Source organism: Dethiosulfatarculus sandiegensis, assembly GCF_000931935.2.
GTDB lineage: Bacteria > Desulfobacterota > Desulfarculia > Desulfarculales > Desulfarculaceae > Dethiosulfatarculus > Dethiosulfatarculus sandiegensis.
Window position 1 is genome coordinate 116,907 of the sequence record NZ_AZAC01000008.1, and the last position, 23,963, is coordinate 140,869.

Genomic DNA, 23,963 nt, shown 5'->3' on the forward strand with positions numbered 1-23,963 from the left:
GGTTTTTCTCCTGTAAAACGGGCTAACATGCCGATTGGGGGGATGATGCATTCCTATCACCTGAAGGATCTGATATTTATCCTGGAAAAGCAGGGGCCTTTAAAATACCTTAGAAAACCCGCCCTGGAACCCATGGGTAAATACTCCCTGATCCGAACTCCGTTTTACGAGTTTTATTTCAACCTCAAGGCAGAGATCAAATTCATCCGCGGCATAACCTCCACTTGGCCGCACCCGGCGGCATTTTTAAAAAGAACAGATGGTAATGACTGGGTTTTTTATTCAGTGGGAATAGGCGGCGCACCGGTGCGCTCCTGGTTGGGAGAATATTATCTGCCCTGCCTGGGCTACCCCAGCAACCCGGTCTGGGATTGTGATCCTTACCAGGATCCCAGGGTTATGAATGCCCTGGGAGCTTGGGCCCAGCTTTTTGCCAATCTAAGTGGATTGAACCCGGCGGACCTGCCTCCTTATCTTCAAAAATTTTTGGAAAACGTTTTGCAGAACCATGAAGGCGCTTTGTTGGAAAAAACCCGGAAATTCCACCAATTGATCAAGGGAAGATTGTCTGTGCTGCCCCCGGATGCAAGGCATGTGGATTATCAGGTGATTCCCCTTAACCTCACCAAGGGGTGCCTTTACCATTGTAAATTTTGCGCGGTTAAGTCGGATAATTTTTTAGCCAGGCTGCCGAGAGCGGAGATCAACGAACAAGCGCTTAGGTTAAAGGATTTTTTGGGGCCTGATCTTGGCGCTTATCAAGGCATTTTCCTGGGCGACCACGATGGACTGGCTGCTGATGGGGAAGTGATTCTTCAAGCGGCAGAACTGGCCCTTGAAACCTTTGAGACTGCGCATCCGGTTTTTTTCATGTTTGGCAGCGTGGATTCGTTTTTGACCCGAAAAAGTTCTTTCTGGCAGAGCCTGGATCAACTTCCCGCCAAAACCTATATAAACCTGGGCCTGGAATCAGTGGACCTGGATACCTTGAAATTATTGGGAAAACCTCTTTCTCCAGGTCAGGTGAGAGAAGGATTTTCAAAGATGCTGGCAATAAACGGGCAATACGAAAATATTACGGTTACGGCTAATTTTTTATTGGGGGAGAATTTGGGAGAAAATCATTTACCCTGCCTTTCCGCTTTTTTGTCCGCAGATAAAAACAAAGCAGACAAAAAAACAACGATCTATTTTTCTCCCTTAACCACCAGCCAGAACAGACCTCTTTTACTTGAACAGTTTTTTGAACTGAAAAAGATCAGCAATTATCAGTCATACATATATTTAATCCAAAGGCTCTGACTTAGCCGATTGTCCGGCGAATGGTTTTGTGCTCATAATCAATAAGACGCGCCCAACACCCTCAGAGGACAAAAAACATGCGCATGTTGCTAAGGGAATTCCTCCGGCTTGCCTGCTGTCTTGCCATAAGCTGCCTGGGAATTTGGCTTTATATTGGTTGGGGTTTTATCAGAGGAAAGGGGCCTTATCAGGATTGGCCCAATTTTTTCGGCGCAGGCCAGGGGATTTTGGCGGCCATCTTTTTTATGACCTCTGATTGGTCCCTGATTTGGGGGCCGGCGCTTTTCTTGTACAGCCTTGGCCTGTTGAAAAGGGTTTGGAGCCGGTCCAGAGCCGGAAAGCGGGATTTTTAGGCAAAGAGGCCGCTAAATTAGAGGCTTTATTCACAGCTTCTCTTCCCGTGCCATGGGCGCATATGGAAAAACCAAAGGGTGATCTTCGTAACAAAAAGCCGCGTCCTTTTTAAAAAGGACGCGGCTTTATTTAACTTCCGGTCAGGCCTTTACTTACTTGGCAGCATAGGCTTTTTTCGGATCTACCGAGTAGGTCCAGGGCATGCCTTCATTTTTCCAGCCGCCCAGCATGCGCTGGCCTTTATAGGCGCTGAATTTGCATTTAATCTTGTCGCCCTCAAACCCACCCATCATGTTGAAGATCTTTTTGGGATCAAAACCGGCGTCCGTGGCCACTTTGGAGGCCAAGCAGGAACGCTTGCCGCTGCGGCACATGAAGATCAAGGTGTCGGTTTTGGGGTTGTAACGGGCCAAAAGTTCTTTTTTGAAGTTCGGGTTTGTCACCAGGTTGTACTTGGCTTTGCCTTTGGATTTCTTCAGCTCACCGGTCCACAAAAAATAAGGTACATGGTCGGCCATGGTGGGGTGCCCCACAAAGCAGTACTCGGGAGCGGTGCGCACATCCACGATATGCACATTCTTTTTGTCTTTCTGCCACATATCCATAGCCTGGGTGGGGGTCACGTTTCCACCTTTGTGCTCGACTTTCACTTTGTAGGCTTCATAGGCAGGGGCATAGGCGGCAAAGCACAGCACCATTGCGAACGCCAGAACAATAGCAGACAGTCTTTTCATCTCGTTTTCCTCCATAGGTTGATCAGAAAGGCATTAAGGGCCCAATACTCCTTAATGCACTGGTAAAATCCTGATTGGAAATTTTTACCACGAAGCTTTGATTAAAGACAACAAAAACAAAACCATGGTTTTTAAAAAATGAAGATCTGTCGACAAATCCTTAAAAAAAAGAAACTTAAGCTTCTTAATTATTCGGATTGTAAATAGATAAGCAAAAATGATTCAGATTGGTTTTTTAGGGCTACTTTGCTTAATAGAATAATTTTATTAAGTTTTTGATTGGTTACCAAAGGGATTGGGCTGTGGGCCTTTAGCTTTGCGCGCCATATCGAAGAGGCAACGGTTCTCGGAAAAAAGAGAATCCGGATAGTGATAATAAGTTATTAAGCGATTATCTGGATAGGGTATAAGTTCTCAACTGCGTCCCATACCTTGAGGACAAGACAAAGTATTCAATAAAGGACGAATTAGGATTAAGGCCTGGAAAAAGTTTGTTTTTTATCCAATAAAGGGGACTTCTCGGCATCTTTTTCAATTTTCTGTCGGCTTTAGACCTAAAGTTTTCCAAATGTCTATATCAAGATACTTTCCCTCCTTCTTTGGCGCTCCATTGGTTTAACAGATAATCCTTGTTCTGTTCAAAGATCAGGGCCTGTTCTTCCACCAGTTCTTCGGCCTGTGCGGAACTCATTTCAAGAGTTTGCCGAACAAAGGACGCCACCCTGGCATGATATAGAGGGGTTACCACATCCAGCAGTTGCATGCGGTTTTGCTTCCAGCTATGAAAAGTGGCTGCCAGTTCGTAAAGGATCTGCACCCAGGCCTCGGTCGGCAGATGAAAGCTCTTCTGCCCTTTTTTGACATTTTTTTGAATCTCTGTAAGGCAGTTAGCGGAAAAAATTTCTTTCCAAAGTGGGCTGAATTGCCGGTAGCCTATTTTGAACTGCCGGATCAGCTCCGCAAGGTTGACCTTTACCTCTTCGGGCTCCGTTTTGATCTGGTGCTCAAAAGTGGGTACGGAAACGCTTCCTTTAACCGTTTTCCAGTATGCCTGTTTTTGTTCCATCATATAGAACAAGGTCCATATCACCTGACGGAACATGGGGCCGAGATGAGCCCCCGGATCCTTGGCGTCATGGATCTTCACCCCCAGGTTGGACTGGCACACCTTGAATCCTTCGGTCAGGGCAGTGGTGGTCATCCAAATATCTATTCCGTACCTGGCTATCTCTGTATTCCAGACATCTTGTTCCGTATAGAACTTGGCAAGCTTTTGGGATATGGCAAAGTCGCCGCCAATGGGTTGGCGTATGCGTTGACCATAAAGCGTCCTGGTTAGATTGTATACGATATTGTTGGTAATGGTGCCGTCATACTTGTGTCTTAGATAAACCGGGGCTACAAAGTCAAAACCCTGTTCAAGGACGGGGTCCAGCAGGTATTTGACCCAATCCGAGGTTATGGACCTGAGGTCTGAGTCCACCATGGCGACCGAGGATGCCTTTAGTTTTTCAGCCGCCTCGAAAATAGAGCGCAGGGCGCTGCCCTTTCCGGCCGGTCCCCGGTAGATGGAGATAATTTTTTCCTGCCAGGGTTTGATTTCAAAATCCCGGGCAACCTCTCTGGTATCGTCTGTTGAACCACCGTCTGCAACCAGAATCACGCACCTTTTACCTTTGTAGTGCTTGTTCAGCCCGTGGGTCAGCATTTGAATGACATGTTCTATGGTGGATTGATTATTAAAACAGGGCACGCCCAGCAAAATATCGGCTTTTTCGATTTCTTCCAATCTTTTTTGGGTATAGCCTCTCAGCGCCGATTTGAAGGACATGGACACCCCCTTTATTTGCTTGAGTCAACCGTGGCTCGAAATGGGTTTTTCCCCGGAACCTCAGCTCTCAGGTTGGGTTTACCGTTTCATTTTGATGCCTTATACTTGATTATCATAGGGCATGGGCTCACCCGGGGTCAAAAGGTCTTTAAATAAATATTATGTAACGATTACTGATAGCCGATTCATTGCTTGGATGCTTTCCTCTTCTTGAGCTATCGTTTTACTAGTGGATCAGGTGAAAAACCGGCCAGAGAATAAGTTTCTTATTGCTCTGAATTAATAGCAAAAAGGTGAGTTCATGGATGTTTTTGTCGCCAGGCAACCGATCTTTGACCGGGAAAACAGGGTCTTTGCCTATGAGCTTCTTTTTCGGGACGGATTTGAGAACAGTTGTTCTTTCCCTGATTCTGAAAAAGCCACTGCCCAGGTTATCACCAACACCTGTACGGCCCTTGGCCTGGAAGGACTTACCTCCGGCAAACCAGTCTTTATCAACTTTACCAAGGATTCACTTGTCAATGGGCTGGTTGAGCTGATTCCACCGGAAAACCTGGTGGTTGAAATCCTTGAAGAGGTAGCTCCGGACAGGGAGGTTCTTACTGCTCTTAGACGGATAAAGGCAAAGGGATATACCATTGCAATTGATGATCAGTTTACTTATGACCCGGAGATGGACCCCCTTTATTCCCTGGCAGATCTAGTTAAGATTGATCTTTTGGAGCGTGAGGGAAGGCTTGACCGCGAGCTTTTGAATCACTGCCGGGAACTGAAGCTCAAGGTGCTGGCCGAGAAAGTTGAGTATTTATCCCAACACCGGGAATGCATGGATTTGGGATTTGATTTTTTCCAGGGCTTTTACTATCAAAAACCGGAGATAAAATCCGGCCTGGCGGTCCCTTCCGTTCAACTGGCCCGTTTGCGAATCTTCAAGGAACTTCTGAAACCTGAACTGAATCTTCATGAGTTGCAACAAATCATTCAGGTGGATGTTTCCCTGACCTACAGGCTGCTGCGCTACCTTAATTCTTCTTTTTTTTCCTGGCAGTCAGAGGTGGATTCTGTGGCCAGGGCTTTTTCCCTGCTGGGAGAAAACAATATCCGTAGATGGCTCTCCCTGGCGGTTATTGCGGATCTCACAGACAAGAAAAGTTCTTTGCTGGCCGTGTCCAGCCTGGAAAGGGCCTTTTTCTGTGAGGCCATGGCAGTCCATTGCCGTGTTGAAATCAACCCCGATCATGCCTACATGGCCGGGCTTTTGTCTTTGCTCGATACGATCCTGGGAATATCTTTTGCAGAAATTCTAAAGGAATTGCCTCTTCCTGAGCCGATTGCCCTGGCCCTTAACGGGGAGACGAGCGACCTGCGCGCTCTTTTAGAACTTTTTGATCTTTGCCAAAGGGGAGCCTGGGATGACACCTTCCCCTTGTCGGAGAAATTGGGCGTTTCAACCGATAAGGTGGCTGAGTTTCGTTTGGACACCATTTGCAAGGCCGGTGAGCTGATCTCCGAAGGATAGCGCCAGCTGTCGCTATTGGGTCAGTTTGAGCACGGTTTCCGCGCCAAAGGCAAAGAGCCCGGCAATGCATCCGGTCATGCAGGTGGTGAGAGTGGCAGCCCACAGGGCCTTGAATCCCAGCCTGGAGAGCTCTCCCATCCTGCCCGGAGCCAGGGCTCCAAAACCGCCTACATAAATTGCCACACTGCCCACATGGGTGAATCCACATAAGGCATAGGAGGCCACCAGGATGCTTCTGTCAAAGCTTATGCCGCCGTTTTGGGCCAATTGGGCCAGTTGGGTGTATGCGGGGATTTCCGTAACCAGAATCCTTTGTCCCAGAAGCTGGCCGACCTGGGCTGCGTCCGGGGCGGGCACGCCCATAATCAGGGCCAGGGGCCATCCCAGGTAACCCAATATAGTCTCAAGGTTAAGGCCTGCCAGGCCGCCCAGCCCGCCGAACCAGGACACGACATGGTTAACCAGGGACACCAGGCCCAAAAAGCTCAGTAAAAGCGCCATCACCCCGATAACCAGTTTTACGCCATCGTTGGAACCTTGGACAACGGCTTCCATAAAGGAAGAATATTTGCCTGTCTCGGGATCAACTGTCTTGCCCATGGTCAGGGGTTCGCCTGTTTCCGGCTCCATTATTTTGGCCACACAGATGGCTGCGGGAGCCGAGATAATTGACGCGCTCATCAGATGACCGGCTATGTTGGGCATAATGTGGGAAAGCGTCATTACATAGACACCCATGGTGGAACTGGCCACTGTGGCCATAGCCGCAGTGAGGATGCAGAAAAATTCGCTTCTGGTGAAATCAGGCAGAAAAGGGCGCACCATCCCGGCGGATTCCACCCCCACAAAAATATTACTGGCCACACTTAAGGATTCAGCCCCGCTGACTCCCATGGTGCGCACAAACAGGCGGCTGAAGAGCTTGACCACCCTTTGCATGATGCCCAATTGATAAAGGCCCGCAGTCAAGGCCATGAAAAATATAATGGTGGGAAGGGCCTGGATAGCCAATATGAACCCGACAGAACTCTTATGCCCCGGCCCGATAGACAAAGGACCGAAAAGGAATTCAACTCCGGCCCGGGCGGAATCAAGGATAACCAGAAATACCTTATTGGCCCCCAAAAGGGCCTCCCGGCCGGCCGGGACTACAAACACAAAACAGCCCATAACCAGCTGCAAGCCAACTGCCCAGGCCGCGGTGGACCAGCGTATTTTCTTTTTGGCGTGGCTGGATAAAAAGGCCAGGCCGCAGATGATCAGGATCCCCCCCAGGCTGATCAGATTATAAAGCAAAGAAGCTGATTGCATTGTTTTCCCCACTATTGGCAGTATGCCGGATCATCACTATTTGGGCCCCCCGAAAAAGCACGGCTTTTTCGGGGGGGGGTTATCCGGGGTCCGAAGAATTATTTTTTGAAAAATTCACTCAAGGCCGCTTCCGGGTCCTTGCTTTGCCAATCTATTTCAGGCTAAATCTCAAGCAACTATGGCGTATCAGAACATTTTTTCAAGCACGGGTCCGCAGTCGTAAATATTTATTTCCCTTTTCTGCTCCTGGTTGTCAATAACAAGACGGTAAGTGCAACCAGGTCCTTTGATATGCTCCAGTTTGTCTGCAATTTGTTTTTCCACCAAGTAATAAACTATCTTGAGTCCCAGGGTTTCGGCTTTTTCAGGCTTAAGGCCGGCGGGGAGCCCCTTGCCGTTGTCTGAAAAAACGATTTCTTTTTTTGATCCTCCAGTTTTCGGGCCTCAAAAGTCAACATACCGCTTTCCTGTTCAGAAAAGGCATATTTTAAGGAGTTGGAAATAAATTCATTCAGGATAAGTCCGCAGGCAATGGCCAGGTCCATTACCAAATAAACCTCTGGAGCATTGATTGTCATATGTATCCCGGCAGGGTCCGCGCCATAGGCCTTAAAGAGCTGACTGGCCAGGTCTTCCGCATAGTCTGCCAGGGGTATTCTTGAGAGGTCTCCGGTTTGATAGAGTTGCCTGTGCACCATGCACATGGCCCTCACCCGGTCGCGGCAGTCCTGAAAAGCCTGCAATGTCTTTTCATCTGAACAGTGCATGGATTCAAGATCCAGGAGATTGGCTATGTTTTGCAGGTTATTTTTAACCCCGTGGTGGGTTTCCTTTCTAAAGAATTCCTTTTCCCGCAAAGTGGATTTAAGCCGGATCTCGTCTTTTCGGCGGTTTTCCATCTCCTGTTTGAGATCCTGATTAGTGCGGACCAGATTGGCGGTTTTTAATCCCACCAGTTTCTCAAGGCGTTTTTTATGGTCCACAAGTTCTGTCTGAATACGTATTTGTTCTGTTACGTCCCGTACAATGCCATTCAGAAAATAGGCCTTGCCATGCTGGTCCGGAGTGACGTTGCTGAGGTAGTTGAACCAGCGCCACTCTTTTTTGGTTTGGTGGAACTGTCTTACCACTGCTTCAAATTCCATATTTTCAAAGGCCTTTTGTTGCGCTTTTAATGCTGTTTGGTGATCATCCGGGTGCAGGGAGCCAAACCACTGGTCATGGTTGTGGAAAATTTCAAATCCGGTGATTTCCTTGAGAGAGGAACTCAAAAATATAGGCTCGTAAGCGGGCTCATCATCAGGGAACCCTTTTACGCAATAGGTTGCAAAATTGCGGACGTTGTTGGTGGATCGGGGTAACTTGCTAAATTGGTGTATGAATTCTTCAAGTTGGCTTTTCAGCTAGCTACTTTCCGTTTTTAGATGGGAAAGATGCTCGTCTGCGGATGGCTCCTGGGCGTGTTCTTTTTCAGTTGGTCCTTTATTTTCAGGATGTGGATGAAGCTCTGGCAGTTCCGGTTGGGCTGGATGCTTTGGCTTCATGGCAAAGGTTCAGCGATTAGGGGGGCATTTAAATGCCCTTTGGAGACAGTTTGGATAAGGGGTATGCGTATTGGAATGTTATTTGTATTAGTAGGGTTATGTGGGTAACTAACCGGCATTATCACTCCATTTAAAATAAAACTATAAGTGCTCCAAATATAAAAAAACCTTATTACTTAGTTCGCTTGTAGCAAGCTTGGATATGATGGCGTTTGATTTACTGGACGGTCAAGCGCGGCAAGGCTCTTGCCGGTGGGCATTTTTGCTATAACTTGGCAAGATGTATTAAACTCAAATAAATGATTGTCTTTGGTGATGATTGGTAAAACTTAAGTATTGCAGAAAATAGGCGTTGAAAACTTAATTACGGACTTAGTTAGCCAGCAAAATTTGTTTTTCCCGACTGTTTAATGCATCTATTCACCTCTTGCCCGCAGAACCTTACTTTGGGCTCATGATCTAAGGGCCAAAATTTCAAGCCTTTGGTCTGAGGTGCCGTGATCGGATAATAAAAAGGGTTTATTCCCCACCTCTTTCATTTCGACATCAGCCTGGTCAAGATACTACTCGATGACCCTTTGCCAGAGGCCCAAGCCCTATATCTTCCCGGCAACTTTTTGGCTCCGTGCCTTAAGAATGGCGGGTTTTTTATTAAGGATCAGAAAATTGCCTCCCAGGGTGAGACATAACCCGCTTAGGGCTTGGGGAGTCCACTTGTAATCTTCAAAGATAGTGGAGAGCCCCAAGGCTACCAATGGAAAGAGTAAGGTGGCATAGGCCGCCCGATCGGCTCCCATGCGCCCCACCAGGGTAAGGTAGCAGCCAAAGGCCACAATACTGCCAAAAACGGCCAGATACAGCAATGAGCCCACATATGCCGCACTCCAGACAAAGGTGAACTCCTTTCCCGCAAAAACGGCCCAGATTGTCATTAACACCGTTCCGTAAGCCATGCCAAAGGCATTGGTCTGCAAGACCGGGAGTCCGTGTTTCTGATTGCGGGCGCTGGTTATATTTCCCAAAGAGGCCAAAAAGGTGGCGGCCACGGCAAAAAGCAACCCCAAAAAGCCGTTGTCATTCAGGTCAAAGGCCATTATCTCCGGCCAAAAAACCAGGGAAATGCCCAAGAGGCCCAGGCCGCCTCCCAAGGCCACTTTCAGGCTGAAGGGGGTCTTTAAGATCAAGATTCCGTTTAAGATATTCATCACCAATATGGTGGAGAAAACAACCGCTGCCAATCCACTGGTTATATAGAGTTCGGCCACATAGATCAGCCAGTAATTAATGGAAAAAAGTAAAACCCCCATCAGGGCCATGAAGGCATGCTCAGACCGGCTGAATTTCAACCTCTTTTTTCCCGCATAGCAATAGGCCAGCAAAAGCAGGCTGGAAAGCCCAAACCGGTAGACAACCGAAACCATGGGATCAACCACACCGAGTTGATACTTGATGCCCAGCCAGGTGCTTCCCCAGATGAATACAGTACTGACGTATAGTATTAGATTATTCATAAAGACTTTGATTCTCCGGAGCTTAATTAGCTACAGGTGACCGGTTTTTTCAAAACGGGAGACATTGCGAAACTTTTTTACCATTTTTTAATAAGCAAAAACAGATACAGATGGCTTGAAAAAACAGGGGTGCAGGAAAGGGTGCATAAATTTATGCCGATAGTCGGTAAAAATATCGAAAAAAATAAAAGCAAAAACCGAGCCCTAAGTCCTTTTGCAGCGTTTTTTTTATGCAAAGGAAAATTGTGATTGGGACTTTATTTTATATTTAGTTGAAATTTTTGGATTTTATTTTAGATAATACCAAACGGTCAGCTTGCCCCGGTTATATTTTCAGGTGTTTTCCAATGATGTATTTAATTGGCTGGTCCATTAAGCTTGCGCCCCGGAGTCAGGCACAGTAAGAAGAAAATTCACTTCAAGAGCTTATAAAAACCACAAAACCGGCGATACTGCGTGTTCTCGGCCAAGCATATGAAATTACAAGGTTTGCACTATGAAACTATTTCTTAAGATCCTGCTCCCCTTTTTGGTCCTGGCCCTGGGCGTGAGCGCCGCCTGGTGGCTGATCCATACGACGCCCATGCCCCAAAGACGCCCCAAACCTGTGAAACCGCCGGTGGTGAGGGTGGTAAAGGCAAAACAATCTGATTATCGCTATTGGGTCACAGCTCAGGGGACTGTAAGGCCAAGAACCGAAACAGCACTGGTGCCCCAGGTTTCAGGCCAGGTGGTTAAGGTTTCCCCGTCCCTTGCCGCGGGAGGTTTTTTTGAAAAAGGCGATCTTCTTCTGGAGATAGATCCCACAGACTACCGTCTGGCCCTGACCAAATCTGAAGCCACTGTGGCGACGGCTGCTTCCCAGTTGAGCAAAATAGAGGCAGAGGCCAATGTGGCCCAAAAAGAGTGGAAAAGCCTGGGCAACGGAACCAAGCCCAGCGCCTTGGTCCTGAAAAAGCCCCAGCTGGCGGATGCCCAGGCAACCCTGGCTTCGGCCAAGGCCAGCTTGGAACAGGCCAGGCTGGACCTTTCGCGCACCCAAATAAGGGCCCCTTTTGCCGGCCGGGTGCGTTCGGAAAGTGTTGACGTGGGGCAGTATGTAAATAAAGGTTCGCAACTGGCTTCTATTTACGCGGTTGATTACGCGGAAGTGCGGCTGCCCTTGTCCGATGAAGAATTGGCCTTTGTTGATCTGCCCTTGAGCTACAGGGGAGGCCTGGAAAAGGGTTCTCATCCCCTGGTGATATTGACCGCCGATTTTGCGGGTAAAACCTTTACCTGGCAGGGCACTGTGGTGCGCACCGAAGGCGAGATAGACTTAAAAACCCGCATGGTGGTCCTGGTGGCCCAGGTAAAGGACCCCTATGGCGATGCCGACGGCCCGGATGCTCCGCCCTTGGCTTCGGGCATGTTTGTAAGGGCGCGCATCCAGGGGCGGCTGGCCAAGGATGTTTTTGTTCTGCCCAGAAGTGTATTGATGCCACCGGATAAGGTGGTTCTGGTAAGCCAAGAAAACCGCCTCAAACGCCGCAAGGTGCAAGTCCTTCGGGTGGAGGAGAATGACATTGTGATCGGCTCCGGGCTTGCCAACGGAGACGTTGTCTGCACCACCATGCCCAAGGTGGTGGTTGAGGATATGTTGGTCAGCGTGGTTGGCAGAGAAAAAAAGGCGACGCCTTTGGGCAAGGCTCCTCATAAAGGCAAAAAAGGCAGGAAAGCCGCCAAAGGGGAGGGCCAAGCCAGATGAAAAGTGCCATAGCCTGGTTTGCCGGAAACCGTGTGGCTGCCAACCTTATGATGCTGGTGATCGTGGTGAGTGGCGTGCTCACCATTCCCCGGCTGGTGATGGAGGTCTTCCCGGAGATAGAGGCCAACATAATTAACATAACCGTTTCTTATCCCGGCTCCACCCCCGCTGAAGTCGAAGAGCAGATCTGTGTGCGCATAGAGGAGGCCATCCATGATGTAAACGGAGTGGATCGCATAACCAGTCAGGCCTCGGAAAACTACGGCACAGTGACTGTGGAGGTGGAACAGGGTAAGGATATGCGCGATGTCCTGGATGACATCAAATCCAAGGTCGATGCCATAACCACCCTGCCCGAGGAGGCGGAAAAACCGGATGTGGCCAAGGCCCTGCGCAAAAGGGATGTGCTCACCCTGACCCTTTCCGGAGAAACCGGCCCCAAGACGCTTAAGTTTTTGGGCGAACGGGTGAGGGATGAGATCGCGGCCCTGCCGGGGATCTCCGTAGTTGAGCTGACCGGTGTGCGGCCCTTTGAGATCAGCATAGAGGTATCCGAGGAATCCTTGCGAAGGCATCAGCTTACTTTCAATGATGTGGTCAAGGCTGTGGCCGGGTCGTCTTTGGACTTAAGCGGCGGCTCTATCGAGACCAGGGCCGGTGATATTCTGATCCGCACCAAGGGGCAGGCCTATGATGCAATCGACTATGGCCGCCTCCCGGTGGTGAGCCTTCCGGACGGCAGCACTTTGCGCTTAAAGGATCTGGCCAAGATCAAAGACGGTTTTCAGGAAAGTGATATGTTCATTCGTTTTGACGGCCAGCCCACGGTAATGATCGAGGTCTTCCGGGTGGGGCAGCAAAACGTCCTGGATGTGGCTGAAAAGGTTTACAACTATACCGATGACCTTAAAAAAGAGCTTCCTCCGGGAATAACCGCCGAGATCTGGCACGACCGGTCCCTTTATTTCAAAAGCCGTCTTAACCTGCTTAGTAAAAACGGGGCCACCGGCCTGGTTCTGGTGGTGATTCTTTTGGCCCTTTTCCTGCAACTTCGGGTGGCTTTTTGGGTCTCTCTGGGAATCCCCATCTCCTTTTTGGGGGCCATTTGGCTTATGCCCGGTTTTGGGGTTTCTCTTAACATGATAACCATGTTCGCCTTTATTCTGGTTTTGGGTATTGTGGTGGATGACGCCATTGTAATCGGCGAAAACGTCTATACCGTACAGCAGAAAACCGGTAAGGGCCTTTTGGGGGCAATCAAGGGAACCCAGGAGATGGCCACGCCGGTGATCTTTGCCGTTTTAACCACTGTGGCCGCCTTTGTGCCTCTCTTGCTCATACCGGGCACCTTTGGTCAAGTCTGGGTTATGATTCCACTGGTGGTTATCCCCTGCCTTGTCTTTTCCCTGGTGGAGAGCCTTTGGATCCTGCCCGCCCACCTTTCCCACTACCGGGAAAATAACCACGGGCCCAGGGGGTTGGCCAGGCTTTGGGAGCCTGTTAACCGCACCGTAAACAGTGGACTCTGGTGGTTTATCAAAAGGGTGTACCGACCCTTGCTTTCCCTGTGCCTGGCCTGGCGTTACTTGACGGTTGCAGTTTTTATCGGGCTTTTGGTCTTTTCCCTGGCTTTTCTTCTGGGCGGCAGGCTCAAGTTTGTTTTTTTCCCGCCGATTGAATCCGATTTTGCCCACTGTGCAGTGGAGCTTTTGCCCGGAACCCCTGAAGAGGTGATGGCCCGGGCGATCGGGCGCATTGAAAAGGCGGCCCAGGATCTTAATTCGGTTTATGCGGATAAGCTCAAACCAGGCCAAAGGCTGGTCACTCATGCCTTGGCCTATGGCCATGAAAACAAGGGCCGGGTCTGGCTGGACCTTCTTCCCAGTGAAGACCGGGTTGGGACAGGCGTTTCTGCCAGCACGGTCTCTGATAAATGGCTGGAGCTCATTGGCGAGATTCCGGAAGCGGTTTCCTTGACGATCCGTTCTTCCCTGGGCCGGGGCAACCGCCCCATAAGCCTGCAACTGGCCGGGCAGAATATGGATTACCTGGTTAAGGCCTCCCAGGAATTAAAGGAAAGAATCAGCACCTATCCCGGGGTGCGGGAAGTGGAGGATTCCTTTCGCAAGGGCAAACAGGAGATCCAGCTTACCTTGAAACCAGCTGCGGCCAACCTGGGTATAAACGTTTATGAACTGGCCCGCCAGGTGCGCCAGGGCTTTTACGGGGCCGAGGTGCAGCGTATTGTCCGGGGCAGGGACGAGGTCAAGGTGATGGTCCGCTACCCCAGGGAGCGTCGCCGCTCCCTAGCCACCTTGGAGCATATGCGGATTCGCACCCCCGAGGGAGAGGAAGTCCCTTTAAAGGCCGTGGCAAAAATCGAGATGGGCCGGGGGCTTTCCACCATAGAAAGAGCGGACCGCAGAAGGGTGGTTACCGTATCGGCCAAGGTCATTCCGGGCAAGGGAAACGCCAACGAAATAGTGGCCGACCTGAAAAGGGATTTCATGCCTCAGCTTCTGGCCAAGTATGTGGGCCTCACCTCCTCTGTGGAAGGCGACTTAAAGCAGCAGGACGAGACCATGGAATCTTTGTATTCCTATTTCGCAGTGGCCCTGTTTGTGATTTTTGCGTTGATGGCCATACCTTTTAAATCCTATGTGCAACCCTTGATAGTCATGACCGCCATTCCCTTCAGCTTTATCGGAGTGATTTGGGGACATGTCAGCATGGGGCTCACCTTGAGCATACTTTCCGCCTTGGGTACGGTTGCCCTGGCCGGGGTGGTGGTCAACGACAGCCTGGTGCTGGTGGATTACATCAACCGCAATCTGGAGCATGGCGAGGATTTGTCCGAGACTGTACGCAAGGCAGGCGAAGCCAGGTTCAGGCCTATCCTTTTGACCACCCTCACCACCTTTGCCGGATTGACCCCTTTGATTCTGGAAAAAAGCATGCAAGCCCAGTTCTTGGTTCCCATGGCCATCAGCCTTGGTTTTGGTGTGCTTTTCGCCACCTTGGTGACCCTTGTCCTGGTGCCTTGCTGCTATCTGATTCTGGAAGATGCCAAAACTGCCTTTAGATGGTGGTTAAGACTTTAATTTTTTCAAAAAGAGTTTTAAAGCCGTCCTGCCGCCCGAGAGCAAGACGGCTTTTTTGTTACTTGGTGGAATGAATGGTAATTATGGTTTATGTTCCGGGTAATTTGCCTTGAACCTCCGGAATAAAAAACGGTTTTGACCACTGTAACCTGATTTGGAACTTGTCCTTGCCCTGTGCGTTCCGCTAAAAAAAATGTATGAATATAAATAGAGTCTTTATTATGGAATTGGTTTAGCTGATGGGTCTTTAGGCAACAGGAGTCGCATCAGGGGCCGTTATTGCTGTTTTCCGGCTTAACTTACGGATGTGACAATATTTTTCAAATTCTGACTCCTCGGCCTTTTTATAATTCTTTTTTATCCGCCAGGGAGAGACATGCCGCGCGCCACCGTGTTAAAGGCCTTTGGAATCAAGGCAACAGCTATTTGTTTCTGCGCCTTGTTGCTCAGCCTGTGGGCAGGGCGCGACACCCAGGCCAGGCTGGTGACTGAAAAGGCTTCGCGCCAGGTGGTCATATTGGTGGCCGCCAGCCCGGGAGGGCAAAAGGAATTAAACCCCCTGGCTCAATCCTTGGGCGTCTCCGGGATCAAGGCTATCACCCTGGCCCCGGACACAGGCCCCACCAGCCTTGCAAAACTCGCCAAATCATTGGGCAAGGCGGTTAAAGACCTGGCCCGTCCCCCAGAGGTTGAATCCCTCACCCTGGTGGCCCATGGGGCAGGGGGCCTGGCCCTGGCTGAATACCTGCGCCATAAAAAAGAACCCAAGGTGAACAAGGCCCTTTTTCTAGCCTTGCCCACAGACGGCCTTGAATTACCGCCCTCGGGCGACCCTTGCCGTCTGGCCTGGCATAAGAAAATTGAAAATTTTTATGGAAAGGACCTTCTCAAACAGGCTTCTCCTGACGCACCCCTGGTAAAGGACTTGAGAGAAAAAGGGCTTCCCCATGATCTTTTGGTAGGGGTGGTCCAAGGCAGCCTGGATGAAAAAGCGGTTCAATCCATGCTCACCAGGGCGGGTTGCATAAAGGAGCTTAAGTCTCTCGGCGGCGACGGTGTGATTGAGCCCGGCCATCCGGAGGAGCTGCCCGGCTGGAGCCGGGACGACCGGGTGTATCAGGCCCCGGGCAATCATCTGAGCCTGCCTTCCACCAGGGAGGTGGGAGATTTGCTCAGGCGTTTTATCGGCTTGAAGCCCGGCACAGGCTCTATTTCCTGTGTTTTGGTGATCGACGGCTCGGGCTCGGTGAGGTCCACGGACAAGGAGAATATGCGGGGGCAGGCAGTGGAGCTTTTGATCTCCAGGCTTATGCCCGGAGACCAGGTGGGGGTGGTGAGTTTCAACCTGGCTCCCAAGACCATCCTGCCCCTCACCAATATCACCTCGCGCAAACAGGCCCGTAATTTGGCTGCCGGAATCAAGAAATTGCCCGCCACGGGTGACACCAATATAGCGGTGGGATTGGCCAGGGCTGATGAGATGTTTAAAAAGGCTGATCCCAAAAAGGCCAGGGTGGTGGTTTTGATGAGTGACGGGAAAAATGACCCGGAGACCCATAACAAAGCCACCTTGGAGCAGGTGAAAAAATTGGCCGCTCAAAAAGCCGTGCTTTACACGGTTGGTTTGACCGATAATGTGGATCAGAAGTTTCTTTTTAATCTGGCTCGGTTAAGTAAGGGTGTATACCTTTACGCCCCTTCCGCGGAAGGGCTTACCGCTGCCTTTGACCGGGTTCAGGCCGCCATGGACCAGGCAAGCCTGCTTTTACTGGCCCAGGATAAAGCACCAAATAACTATAAGTTATTGCTGGATTCCACTGTACAGAGGCTGGACTTGAGCCTTTTGGGGCCGGGGGATCTCTTGGAGCTTAAGATAAGCGACCCGCAAGGCAGGCCTCTGCACCCGGCCAAGGCCAAGGGCAGGGAGTTCAGCACCGTGACCCTTAAAATGCCGGTTCCCGGTGAATACACCCTTGCCATTTCAGGCCCAAAAGATACGCCCTTCAGACTGCAAGCCACTGCCCGCACTTCCTTAAAGGCCAAACTGGAGGACAAAGGCAAAGAGCCGGTGGCTAAGGCTCCCTGGTTTTTCAGCCTGGACGTGACTGAAGACGACCTCCCCCTGGACAAGGTGAAGGCCGAGGTTTTAATCAAAGACAGCCGGGGCAAGGAGCATATTCTGGACCTCAAGCCCGCGGCAACGGGCGGTTTCAGTGCCAGCGCCAGCAGCGCCGGTGCTCTTTCCGCCAGATTCAGAGGTTTTAACCAGGGCGGCGGCGCGGAATTCAGGGCCCGCATATTCGGGTTGAACCGTAAAAAAGAGCCTTTTCAGCGTTTGATAGTGCAGAATTTGCAGATAACCGAAAAGGCGGCAAGTGGAGGCTTTGGCGCTCCGGCAAAGGGCAGGGTCTTCAAAGAGGAGGTAAGGCCTTGACTCAATGGTGGGGTGGAACCAGACAGGGTTTACACCGGAATGAGAATCAGGACAGTTTTGGCCAGAACCCCGAGCAGGGTCTCTTTGTTTTAAGTGACGGCATGGGCGGCCACGCCGGAGGCGGCTTTGCTTCCCAAAAAGTGGTTCAGAGCATGTTGGCCCCCGACCCCCCGGACCAGACCAGGGGACTGCGTAAATGGCTTGATCTCTCCCGCCGCATGCAAAGGGCCCATTCCGAGGTGCGGGACCTGGCGGTGGAAATGGGGCAAGACGGAAACATGGGGGCCACGGCTGTCTGTGTCTGGTTAAATCACGGGACCTATCTCCTCGGTTCCGTGGGCGACAGTCGGGGGTATTTATTACGCCAAGGCAGGTTGGTGCAGTTGACCGAAGATCACACCCTGATGCGTAAATACCAGAGCCAGGGGGTGGTCACTGCCGAAGAGGCAGAGGTGCATCCCATGCGCCATGTGCTTTTGCAGGCCATGGGTGTGGATACCGTCAAGCCCGATGTTTTTGAAGGTGAGTTGGAAAAGGGAGATCGTTTTCTACTTACCAGCGACGGAGTGCACGGGGTGCTCTCGGCACAGCAGATAAAAACGATATTGGGTGAAGCGGATGATCCTGAAAAGGCAGGCCGGGCCCTTATAGCGCAAGTGGATCTGCAAGAAGGCCAGGACGACGCTACTGTTATGGTGGTCTTTTTTGAGGGGGAGGTTTGACCTTGCTTGATTTGACAGGCCGCAAATTGGGGAAATACCGGCTTCTAAGGCTGTTGGGCAAAGGCGGCATGGCAGAGGTCTACCTGGCCGAGCATGAACTTTTGGAGAGCAAGACCGCGGTGAAGGTGCTTCCCGAAGAGTTTGCCCGTGATCAGGAGATGGTGGGGCGTTTTTTAAGGGAGGCCAGAAGCGCGGCCGGCCTGCGTCATCCGAATATCGTTAGGATTCATGACGTGGGCCAGGAAGAGGGCGTCAACTATTTTGCCATGGATTATGTGGACGGAAGGTCTTTGACCGAGATGATCGCCTCCAGCGGAGGGCTGGAGGAAAAAGAGATCATAAGGCTCAGCGGCCAGGTGCTCTCCGCTCTGGGTGAGGCCCATAAGAAGGGGATAATTCACCGGGATATAAAGCCCGACAATGTCATGGTCGACAGCCGGGGTGATGCCGTGGTCATGGATTTCGGTATTGCCAAGGCCGCACTGCAACCCAGCTACACCATGGCCGGTTCTTTTGTGGGCACAGTGCACTACGCAAGCCCGGAACAGGCCAGGGGCAAGCCGGTGGACGCCAGGAGCGATCTGTATTCCTGGGGAGTGGTGATGTATGAAATGGCCGTGGGCAAGGCCCCGTTCTCCGGCCAGGACACCACCAGCGTGTTATATCAGCATGTTCATGAATCGCCCAGGCCCGCCCATGAAGAGACCACCCGAATCTCGGCGGCTCTTTCCGGGATTATTGATAAGGCCTTGTCCAAGGACCCGGACCGCAGGTTTTCTTCCGCCGCGGATTTCATGGAGACCTTGAACAGGCTTAAGGCCTCTTCAACAAGGCATACCAGCGGCCGGGGCACCCGCATACCCGGGGCCTTTAAAAAAACCAAAGCCCCCAGCAAGGGCTCCCAGGCCCAGGCCCTGACCAATGAGTCCCAGGCCCAGATGGACAAAGGCCAATGGGCCGCCGCCCAGGTGCTGGCTGAAAAGGCCTTGAGCCTGAATTCCGGCTTGAAAGAGGCCGAGGATATACTGGCGAGGGCCAAAAAGGAACTGCTTCTAGACGACCGTATAGAAGAACTCACGGTTGAGGCGGAGGCCTGCCTGGCTGACGGGCTCTATGAGCAGGCCGGTGAGGTGATCAGCGAGCTGGTGGGTATAAGCCGGGATAAGAAAAAGACCCTGGACTGGCTGGAAGAGGTGCAGGAATGGGGCCGCCAGGTTGCCGCTCTGGAGGCCGCTTTGCAAAGAGGGCAGGCCTTGGAAGCGGCCGAGGAATGGCAGGCGGCCAAAGAGCTTTACCTGGAGCAGAACGAAAAATTTCCGGATCAGGAACAGGTGGAAAAGGCCCTGGCCAGGGTGGAAAACAGGGTCGCCGCCCTGGAAATCTGGGAAAAAGGCAAATCCGCCCAAGAGGAAGATGATCTGGAAACAGCCATCTCCTTATTTGAAGAGGCCTTGCAAAAAGATCCTGCCCTGAGAAAAGCCCGGAAAAGCCTGGACAGGTTAAAGCAGCAGGTTGAGAAAAAACGGAAGATGGAAAACCTGTTGACTCAAGCCAAGGAGGCCCTTGAACAGGAAAAAGGCGCTTTGGCGATGAGCCTTTTAAACCAGGTTTTTCAGTTCGAGTCTGATCATCCGGAAGCAAAGGAACTTTTGCCCCGGGCCGAAGAACTTTTGGCCCGGCAAAAAGAGTCCTCGCCCGGCACGGTTGTGATGCCCGCCATGGGAAGCGAGGCCGATTCCCAGGAAAAACCCGCCTCGCCCGGCACGGTTGTAATGCCCGCCATGGGAAGCGAGGTTGATTCTCCGGAAAAACCCGTTTCGCCCGGCACGGTTGTAATGCCTGCCATGGGAAGCGAGACCGATTCCCAGGAAAAACCCGTTTCACCCGGCACTATGGTCATACCGCCTGAGTCTGTTCCAAAAGAAGAGGAAAAAGCCCCTGTTGACCGGATAAGTGATAAAAAACCTGCCCCCCAGGGTACGGTTGTGATGTCGGCTTATAAGGAAGAACCAAAACCGGAACCTCCATCGCCCCCGGCCGGTACGGTGGTTATGCCGCTTGAAGAAGCCTCTTCTTCCAAGATGGAAGGTGAGCAAAAGGATTCAGGGGATGCTCCTCCCCCGCCGCCTCCGCCTTTGGGCTCACCCCCTTCACAGGGCGCCATGGTGGCGCCTCCGGCTCCAGGGGAACCAGCGCCGGAAGATCGGGCCGCGGAAAAAGAGCAGCCGCCGGTCCGGGCAGAGGAAGAGAAAAGCCCGGAGGCCTATGTCCCGCCAGGCCCCAAAAGCATGGGAGATGAGTATCAGCCGGGAGGTTCGGAGAAACCCGGCAAATCCAAGGCGATTATTGGAATCGGCCTGGCTGCGGTGATTGTAATTGCAGTTGTGGGGGTGTTTTTATTCACCGGTGAGGAGGAAAAGCCTCCTATAAAGCCGCCCGCTCCACCTGTGCAGAAAGTAGAAAAAAAGCAAAAAACTGAAATTAAAGCCAAGGATACAGTCAAGGAAAAGGCGGCCGGACTGGCGGACCAAGGTCAGAAGAGCCTTGGAGCCGGACAGTTGGACGCCGCTGAAAAGGCTTTTTCCGCTGCCCTGGAGCTGAACCCGGAAAATGAAATCGCCCAAAAAGGCCTGATATCCGTGGGTGCCGAGCGCCGGGCGATTTTTGAGGCCAAACAACGTAAAGAAGCCGAGGCCAAGGCCAAGGCGGCAGAAGAGGAACGCCTGCGGGATGCCAAGGCCAAGGCGACCGAGGAAGAACGCCTGCGCCAGGAAGCCGAGCTAAAGGCCAAGGCGGCTGAAGAGGAGCGTCTGCGTAAGGAATTCGAGCTGAAGGACAAGGCGGCCGAGGAAGAACGCCTGCGCCAGGAAGCCGAACTGAAGGCCAAGGCGGTCGAGGAAGAACGCCTGCGCCAAGAAGCCGAGCTAAAGGCCAAGGTGGCTGAAGAGGAGCGTCTGCGTAAGGAATCCGAGCTGAAGGCCAAGGCTGCCGAGGAAGAACGCCTGCGCCAGGAAGCCGAGCTGAAGGCCAAGGTGGCTGAAGAGGAGCGCCTGCGTAAGGAGGCTGAGGCCAAGGCCGAAGAAGAGAAGCGCAAACAACAGGCGGCAGCCAAATACGGCCGCATGGTGGTTGGCTGCAAACCCTCTGCCAAGGTTTTTGTGGACGGCAAACCCATGGGGCAGACCCCTTTGATAATGGATCAGGTCCTGGTTGGTGAAAGACAGGTTCAGGTCAAGGCCTATGGCGCGGTGAGCGCTAAAAAGGTTAACATAGAGGAAAACAAGTCGGCTAAGGTCCGTTTTGAGTTGCGGGGAGGAGCGATTGCAGTAAATGCGGCGCCCTGGGCTGATCTTCTGCTGGATGGGGTGCCGGTGGGAGCAACTCCCGTGCAATTAAAAGACCTGCCTTTAGGTCCCCACCGCCTCTCTGTGCGCCGCAAGGGTTATAAAGAGCAACATAAGGATGTAGTGCTGAAAAAGGGTGTAACTGTCAGGATTAAATTCAGGCTGCAACCTGAATGATAAATAGAAGGGACTTGCCATGAAAAAATGCTTACTCGGTTCCGTGATCCTTTTGTTTATCCTGGCAGCGTTTCCGGCCTGGGCGGTCAGTGGGCCGGAGCTTTTGCTGAAAGGTATAGAGCATTATGAATTCGCCGAGTTTGATCAGGCCCAAAAAGCCTTGTCCAAAGCACTGGCCAAAGGCGATCTTTCCGGCGCCCTGAAGGCAAAGGCCCATGTCTATCAGGGCCTGGTTTATTTGGCCAAAGGTGATCAGAAAAAGGCGCTTGATGCCTTTGGTCAGGCCAAGACCGCCGATCCCTCCTATAAACTGGACCCGAATCGCTATAAGCCTCAGGCCGTGGAACTGTTCAAAAAGGCCAAGGCAAAGGGTAAAAAGCCCAATGGAAAGGTTAAGACCACCCATTCTTCCAAAAGGGGCTATGTGCTCGAGATAACCAAATCCGGCGAGCTTACTTTGGATTTGGGGACCGGTCAGGGGGTGAAGGTCGGCGACCGTTTTGAGGTGGTTGACGAAAGGGTGCTTAAACACCCGGTTACCGGTAAAAGCATCACCCGCAGAAGGACTGTGGGCAAGGTTCAGGTTTACGAAGTTGATAAAGACCTGAGTTTTGGCAAGTTGATAGCAGGCGGCAAACGGGTCAAGGTCGGCAACAAGCTCGTTAAAATCGCCGGTGCGGGAAAAGCGACACCACCTGCCAAGGCCGTGCCCATAGGCAGGCTGAGGGTGGCTGTGATGGAGCCCCTGGTAAGTGACATGGGGGGTAGTGATAACTTTTTTAAAGGTGATTACAAGGCCACTGCCCTGGCCCGGGGACTTCAGGCCAGGGGATTGTTTGAAACCATGGTGCCGAGCCAGTCCCAGATGAACCAAGTCATGCAGGCCACAGGCTACAGGCCCGGTTCATACCGCCTGGGCAAACGTTTGGGCCTGCCATCGCTCACTATGAACAATATTAAGAAAATGAAGATCCTGGAGGTGCTGACGCCCAAGCAGGTCGAGGTCATGGCCAAGGCCATGGACATGCTCAAGGTGAATGCCATCCTGGTCTGGGATGTAACCTTGGAAGATGACAGTGATCAGGTAAATTTGAGCGTTAACCTGCACCTCAGGGGGCAGAACGACCCCAAGGTGCGTGATTCAGACTATGCCATGGATTTTGAAGCGCCCAAGGAATATGTGGAAGTCATCACCGATCTGGTGGAAGAGGGGCTCAAGGGCGACTAACGGCCGCTTAATTGAGGTGCTTAGTAAAAAGCTAAAAAAGGCAAAGGCCTTGGGAAAGGCCTTTGCCTTTTAATTTATTGCCTACTTGTTTTTCAGGGCGTCTACTGTCTTTTCCAGCCCGTCGCTGAAATTTATCTCCACTTCATAACCCAGAAGCCCCAGGGCCCGGCCAATATCAGCCAGGGTGTGCCTGATCTCGCCAGGTCTTTTGGCGCTGAATATGGGGCGGATATCCTTGCCGAGAATCTGGTTTATGCGCTGGGCCACTTCCAGAACCGTGTGGTTGGCTCCGGTGGCCACATTGATCACCCTGCCCACAGCCCTTTCACTGGTAATGGACTTTAGGTTGGCCTGGACCACATTGACCACAAAAGTGAAATCCCGGGACTGGCCGCCGTCACCAAAGATGGTCGGCGCTTCTCCATTCAGGATCGAGGCGATGAACTTGGGTATCACCGCGGCGTAAGCGCCGTTGGGGTCTTGCCTGGGGCCAAAGACATTGAAATAGCGCAAGGCCACGGTCGGTAGCCCGTAGATGGTGTGAAACACCCGCACATAGTGCTCGGCAGCGACTTTGCTCACCCCGTAGGGAGACATGGGAAAGGTGGGGGCGGTCTCGCTCAAAAGGCCTTCGGGAGTGAGCTGCTCGCCATAAACAGAGGATGAAGATGAATGCACAAACCGCTTCACCTTGGCGTTTCGGGCTGCGTTTAAAAGGTTCAAGGTGCCGGTGGCGTTCACCGCGTGGGTGCGCAAAGGATTGTCCACAGAGCGGGGAATGGAGCCGAGCGCGGCCAGATGGAAAACAAAATCCGCCTGATCCAGGGCTTTTGCGCAGTCTTCTTCATTGCGCAGGTCGCCTTCGAGCACTTCCAGTTCACCCGCATCCAGCTTGGCAAGGTATTGGCAATTCTGCCCGCCCCTGGCGCTCATATTGTCGAACACGCGAACCTTGTGCCCCTGATTGAGAAGGTTTTCAGCAATATGGGAGCCGATAAAACCGTCTCCGCCAGTGACCAGGTACAATGGTTTTTTAGTCATTTATAATCCTTGAATGTCCGATCAGGTCGATTGATTTTGCCTTGAGAAATAAAGCCTACACCA

14 protein-coding genes are annotated in these 23,963 nt (G+C 51.7%); 8 read left to right on the forward strand and 6 right to left on the reverse strand.

The features are described 5' to 3' along the window. Positions 1-45 precede the first annotated feature (45 nt). Positions 46-1,302 (forward strand): radical SAM protein, encoded by a 1,257-nt coding sequence (locus X474_RS05950; protein ID WP_044347459.1) that lies wholly within the window; start codon positions 46-48, stop codon positions 1,300-1,302. 506 nt (positions 1,303-1,808) lie between these two features. Here X474_RS05950 and X474_RS05960 read toward each other — a convergent pair. Beyond that, complete coding sequence (locus X474_RS05960) at positions 1,809-2,390, reverse strand: rhodanese-like domain-containing protein (RefSeq protein WP_197281993.1); 582 nt, start codon at positions 2,388-2,390, stop codon at positions 1,809-1,811. Positions 2,391-2,967: 577 nt separating this feature from the next. Continuing rightward, complete coding sequence (locus tag X474_RS05965; protein ID WP_044347462.1) at positions 2,968-4,221, reverse strand: glycosyltransferase; 1,254 nt, start codon at positions 4,219-4,221, stop codon at positions 2,968-2,970. A gap of 301 nt (positions 4,222-4,522) precedes the next feature. Between X474_RS05965 and X474_RS05970 the strand changes: the two genes are divergently transcribed. Further along, positions 4,523-5,740, forward strand: coding sequence for an EAL and HDOD domain-containing protein (locus tag X474_RS05970; RefSeq protein WP_052514916.1), 1,218 nt, complete (start codon positions 4,523-4,525; stop codon positions 5,738-5,740). A 12-nt stretch (positions 5,741-5,752) separates the two neighbouring features. On the opposite strand, the gene X474_RS05975 is transcribed toward X474_RS05970, so the two are convergent. The 3 genes from X474_RS05975 to X474_RS05985 all read right to left on the reverse strand — a co-directional run bounded on the left by X474_RS05975 (position 5,753) and on the right by X474_RS05985 (position 10,106). Next, positions 5,753-7,051 carry a NupC/NupG family nucleoside CNT transporter gene (locus tag X474_RS05975; RefSeq protein WP_044347463.1) on the reverse strand — a complete coding sequence of 433 codons (1,299 nt, stop codon included), beginning with the start codon at positions 7,049-7,051 and terminating at the stop codon, positions 5,753-5,755. A gap of 335 nt (positions 7,052-7,386) precedes the next feature. Beyond that, positions 7,387-8,322 carry a histidine kinase dimerization/phosphoacceptor domain -containing protein gene (locus X474_RS05980; RefSeq protein WP_044347464.1) on the reverse strand — a complete coding sequence of 312 codons (936 nt, stop codon included), beginning with the start codon at positions 8,320-8,322 and terminating at the stop codon, positions 7,387-7,389. An 869-nt stretch (positions 8,323-9,191) separates the two neighbouring features. After that, positions 9,192-10,106 (reverse strand): DMT family transporter, encoded by a 915-nt coding sequence (locus tag X474_RS05985; RefSeq protein ID WP_044347465.1) that lies wholly within the window; start codon positions 10,104-10,106, stop codon positions 9,192-9,194. A 496-nt stretch (positions 10,107-10,602) separates the two neighbouring features. Between X474_RS05985 and X474_RS05995 the strand changes: the two genes are divergently transcribed. From X474_RS05995 to X474_RS06020, 6 genes are all read left to right on the forward strand, one after another. Beyond that, positions 10,603-11,853, forward strand: coding sequence for an efflux RND transporter periplasmic adaptor subunit (locus X474_RS05995; protein WP_052514917.1), 1,251 nt, complete (start codon positions 10,603-10,605; stop codon positions 11,851-11,853). Continuing rightward, positions 11,850-14,954: an efflux RND transporter permease subunit gene (locus tag X474_RS06000; RefSeq protein WP_044347468.1), complete on the forward strand. Its 3,105-nt coding sequence runs from the start codon at positions 11,850-11,852 to the stop codon at positions 14,952-14,954. Before X474_RS05995 ends, X474_RS06000 begins: the two co-directional genes overlap by 4 nt. Positions 14,955-15,330: 376 nt before the next feature. Beyond that, entirely contained in the window at positions 15,331-17,388 is a 2,058-nt protein-coding gene (locus X474_RS06005) for a vWA domain-containing protein (protein ID WP_044347470.1), read from the forward strand. Then, positions 17,385-18,110 (forward strand): PP2C family protein-serine/threonine phosphatase, encoded by a 726-nt coding sequence (locus X474_RS06010; protein WP_052514918.1) that lies wholly within the window; start codon positions 17,385-17,387, stop codon positions 18,108-18,110. The genes X474_RS06005 and X474_RS06010 overlap by 4 nt, the downstream gene beginning before the upstream one ends. 2 nt (positions 18,111-18,112) lie before the next feature. After that, positions 18,113-21,631 carry a protein kinase domain-containing protein gene (locus X474_RS06015; RefSeq protein ID WP_156360643.1) on the forward strand — a complete coding sequence of 1,173 codons (3,519 nt, stop codon included), beginning with the start codon at positions 18,113-18,115 and terminating at the stop codon, positions 21,629-21,631. A 19-nt stretch (positions 21,632-21,650) separates the two neighbouring features. Continuing rightward, positions 21,651-22,859: a tetratricopeptide repeat protein gene (locus X474_RS06020; protein WP_044347472.1), complete on the forward strand. Its 1,209-nt coding sequence runs from the start codon at positions 21,651-21,653 to the stop codon at positions 22,857-22,859. A gap of 81 nt (positions 22,860-22,940) precedes the next feature. On the opposite strand, the gene X474_RS06025 is transcribed toward X474_RS06020, so the two are convergent. Then, positions 22,941-23,900, reverse strand: coding sequence for an SDR family oxidoreductase (locus tag X474_RS06025; protein WP_044347474.1), 960 nt, complete (start codon positions 23,898-23,900; stop codon positions 22,941-22,943). Positions 23,901-23,963: the final 63 nt, after the last annotated feature.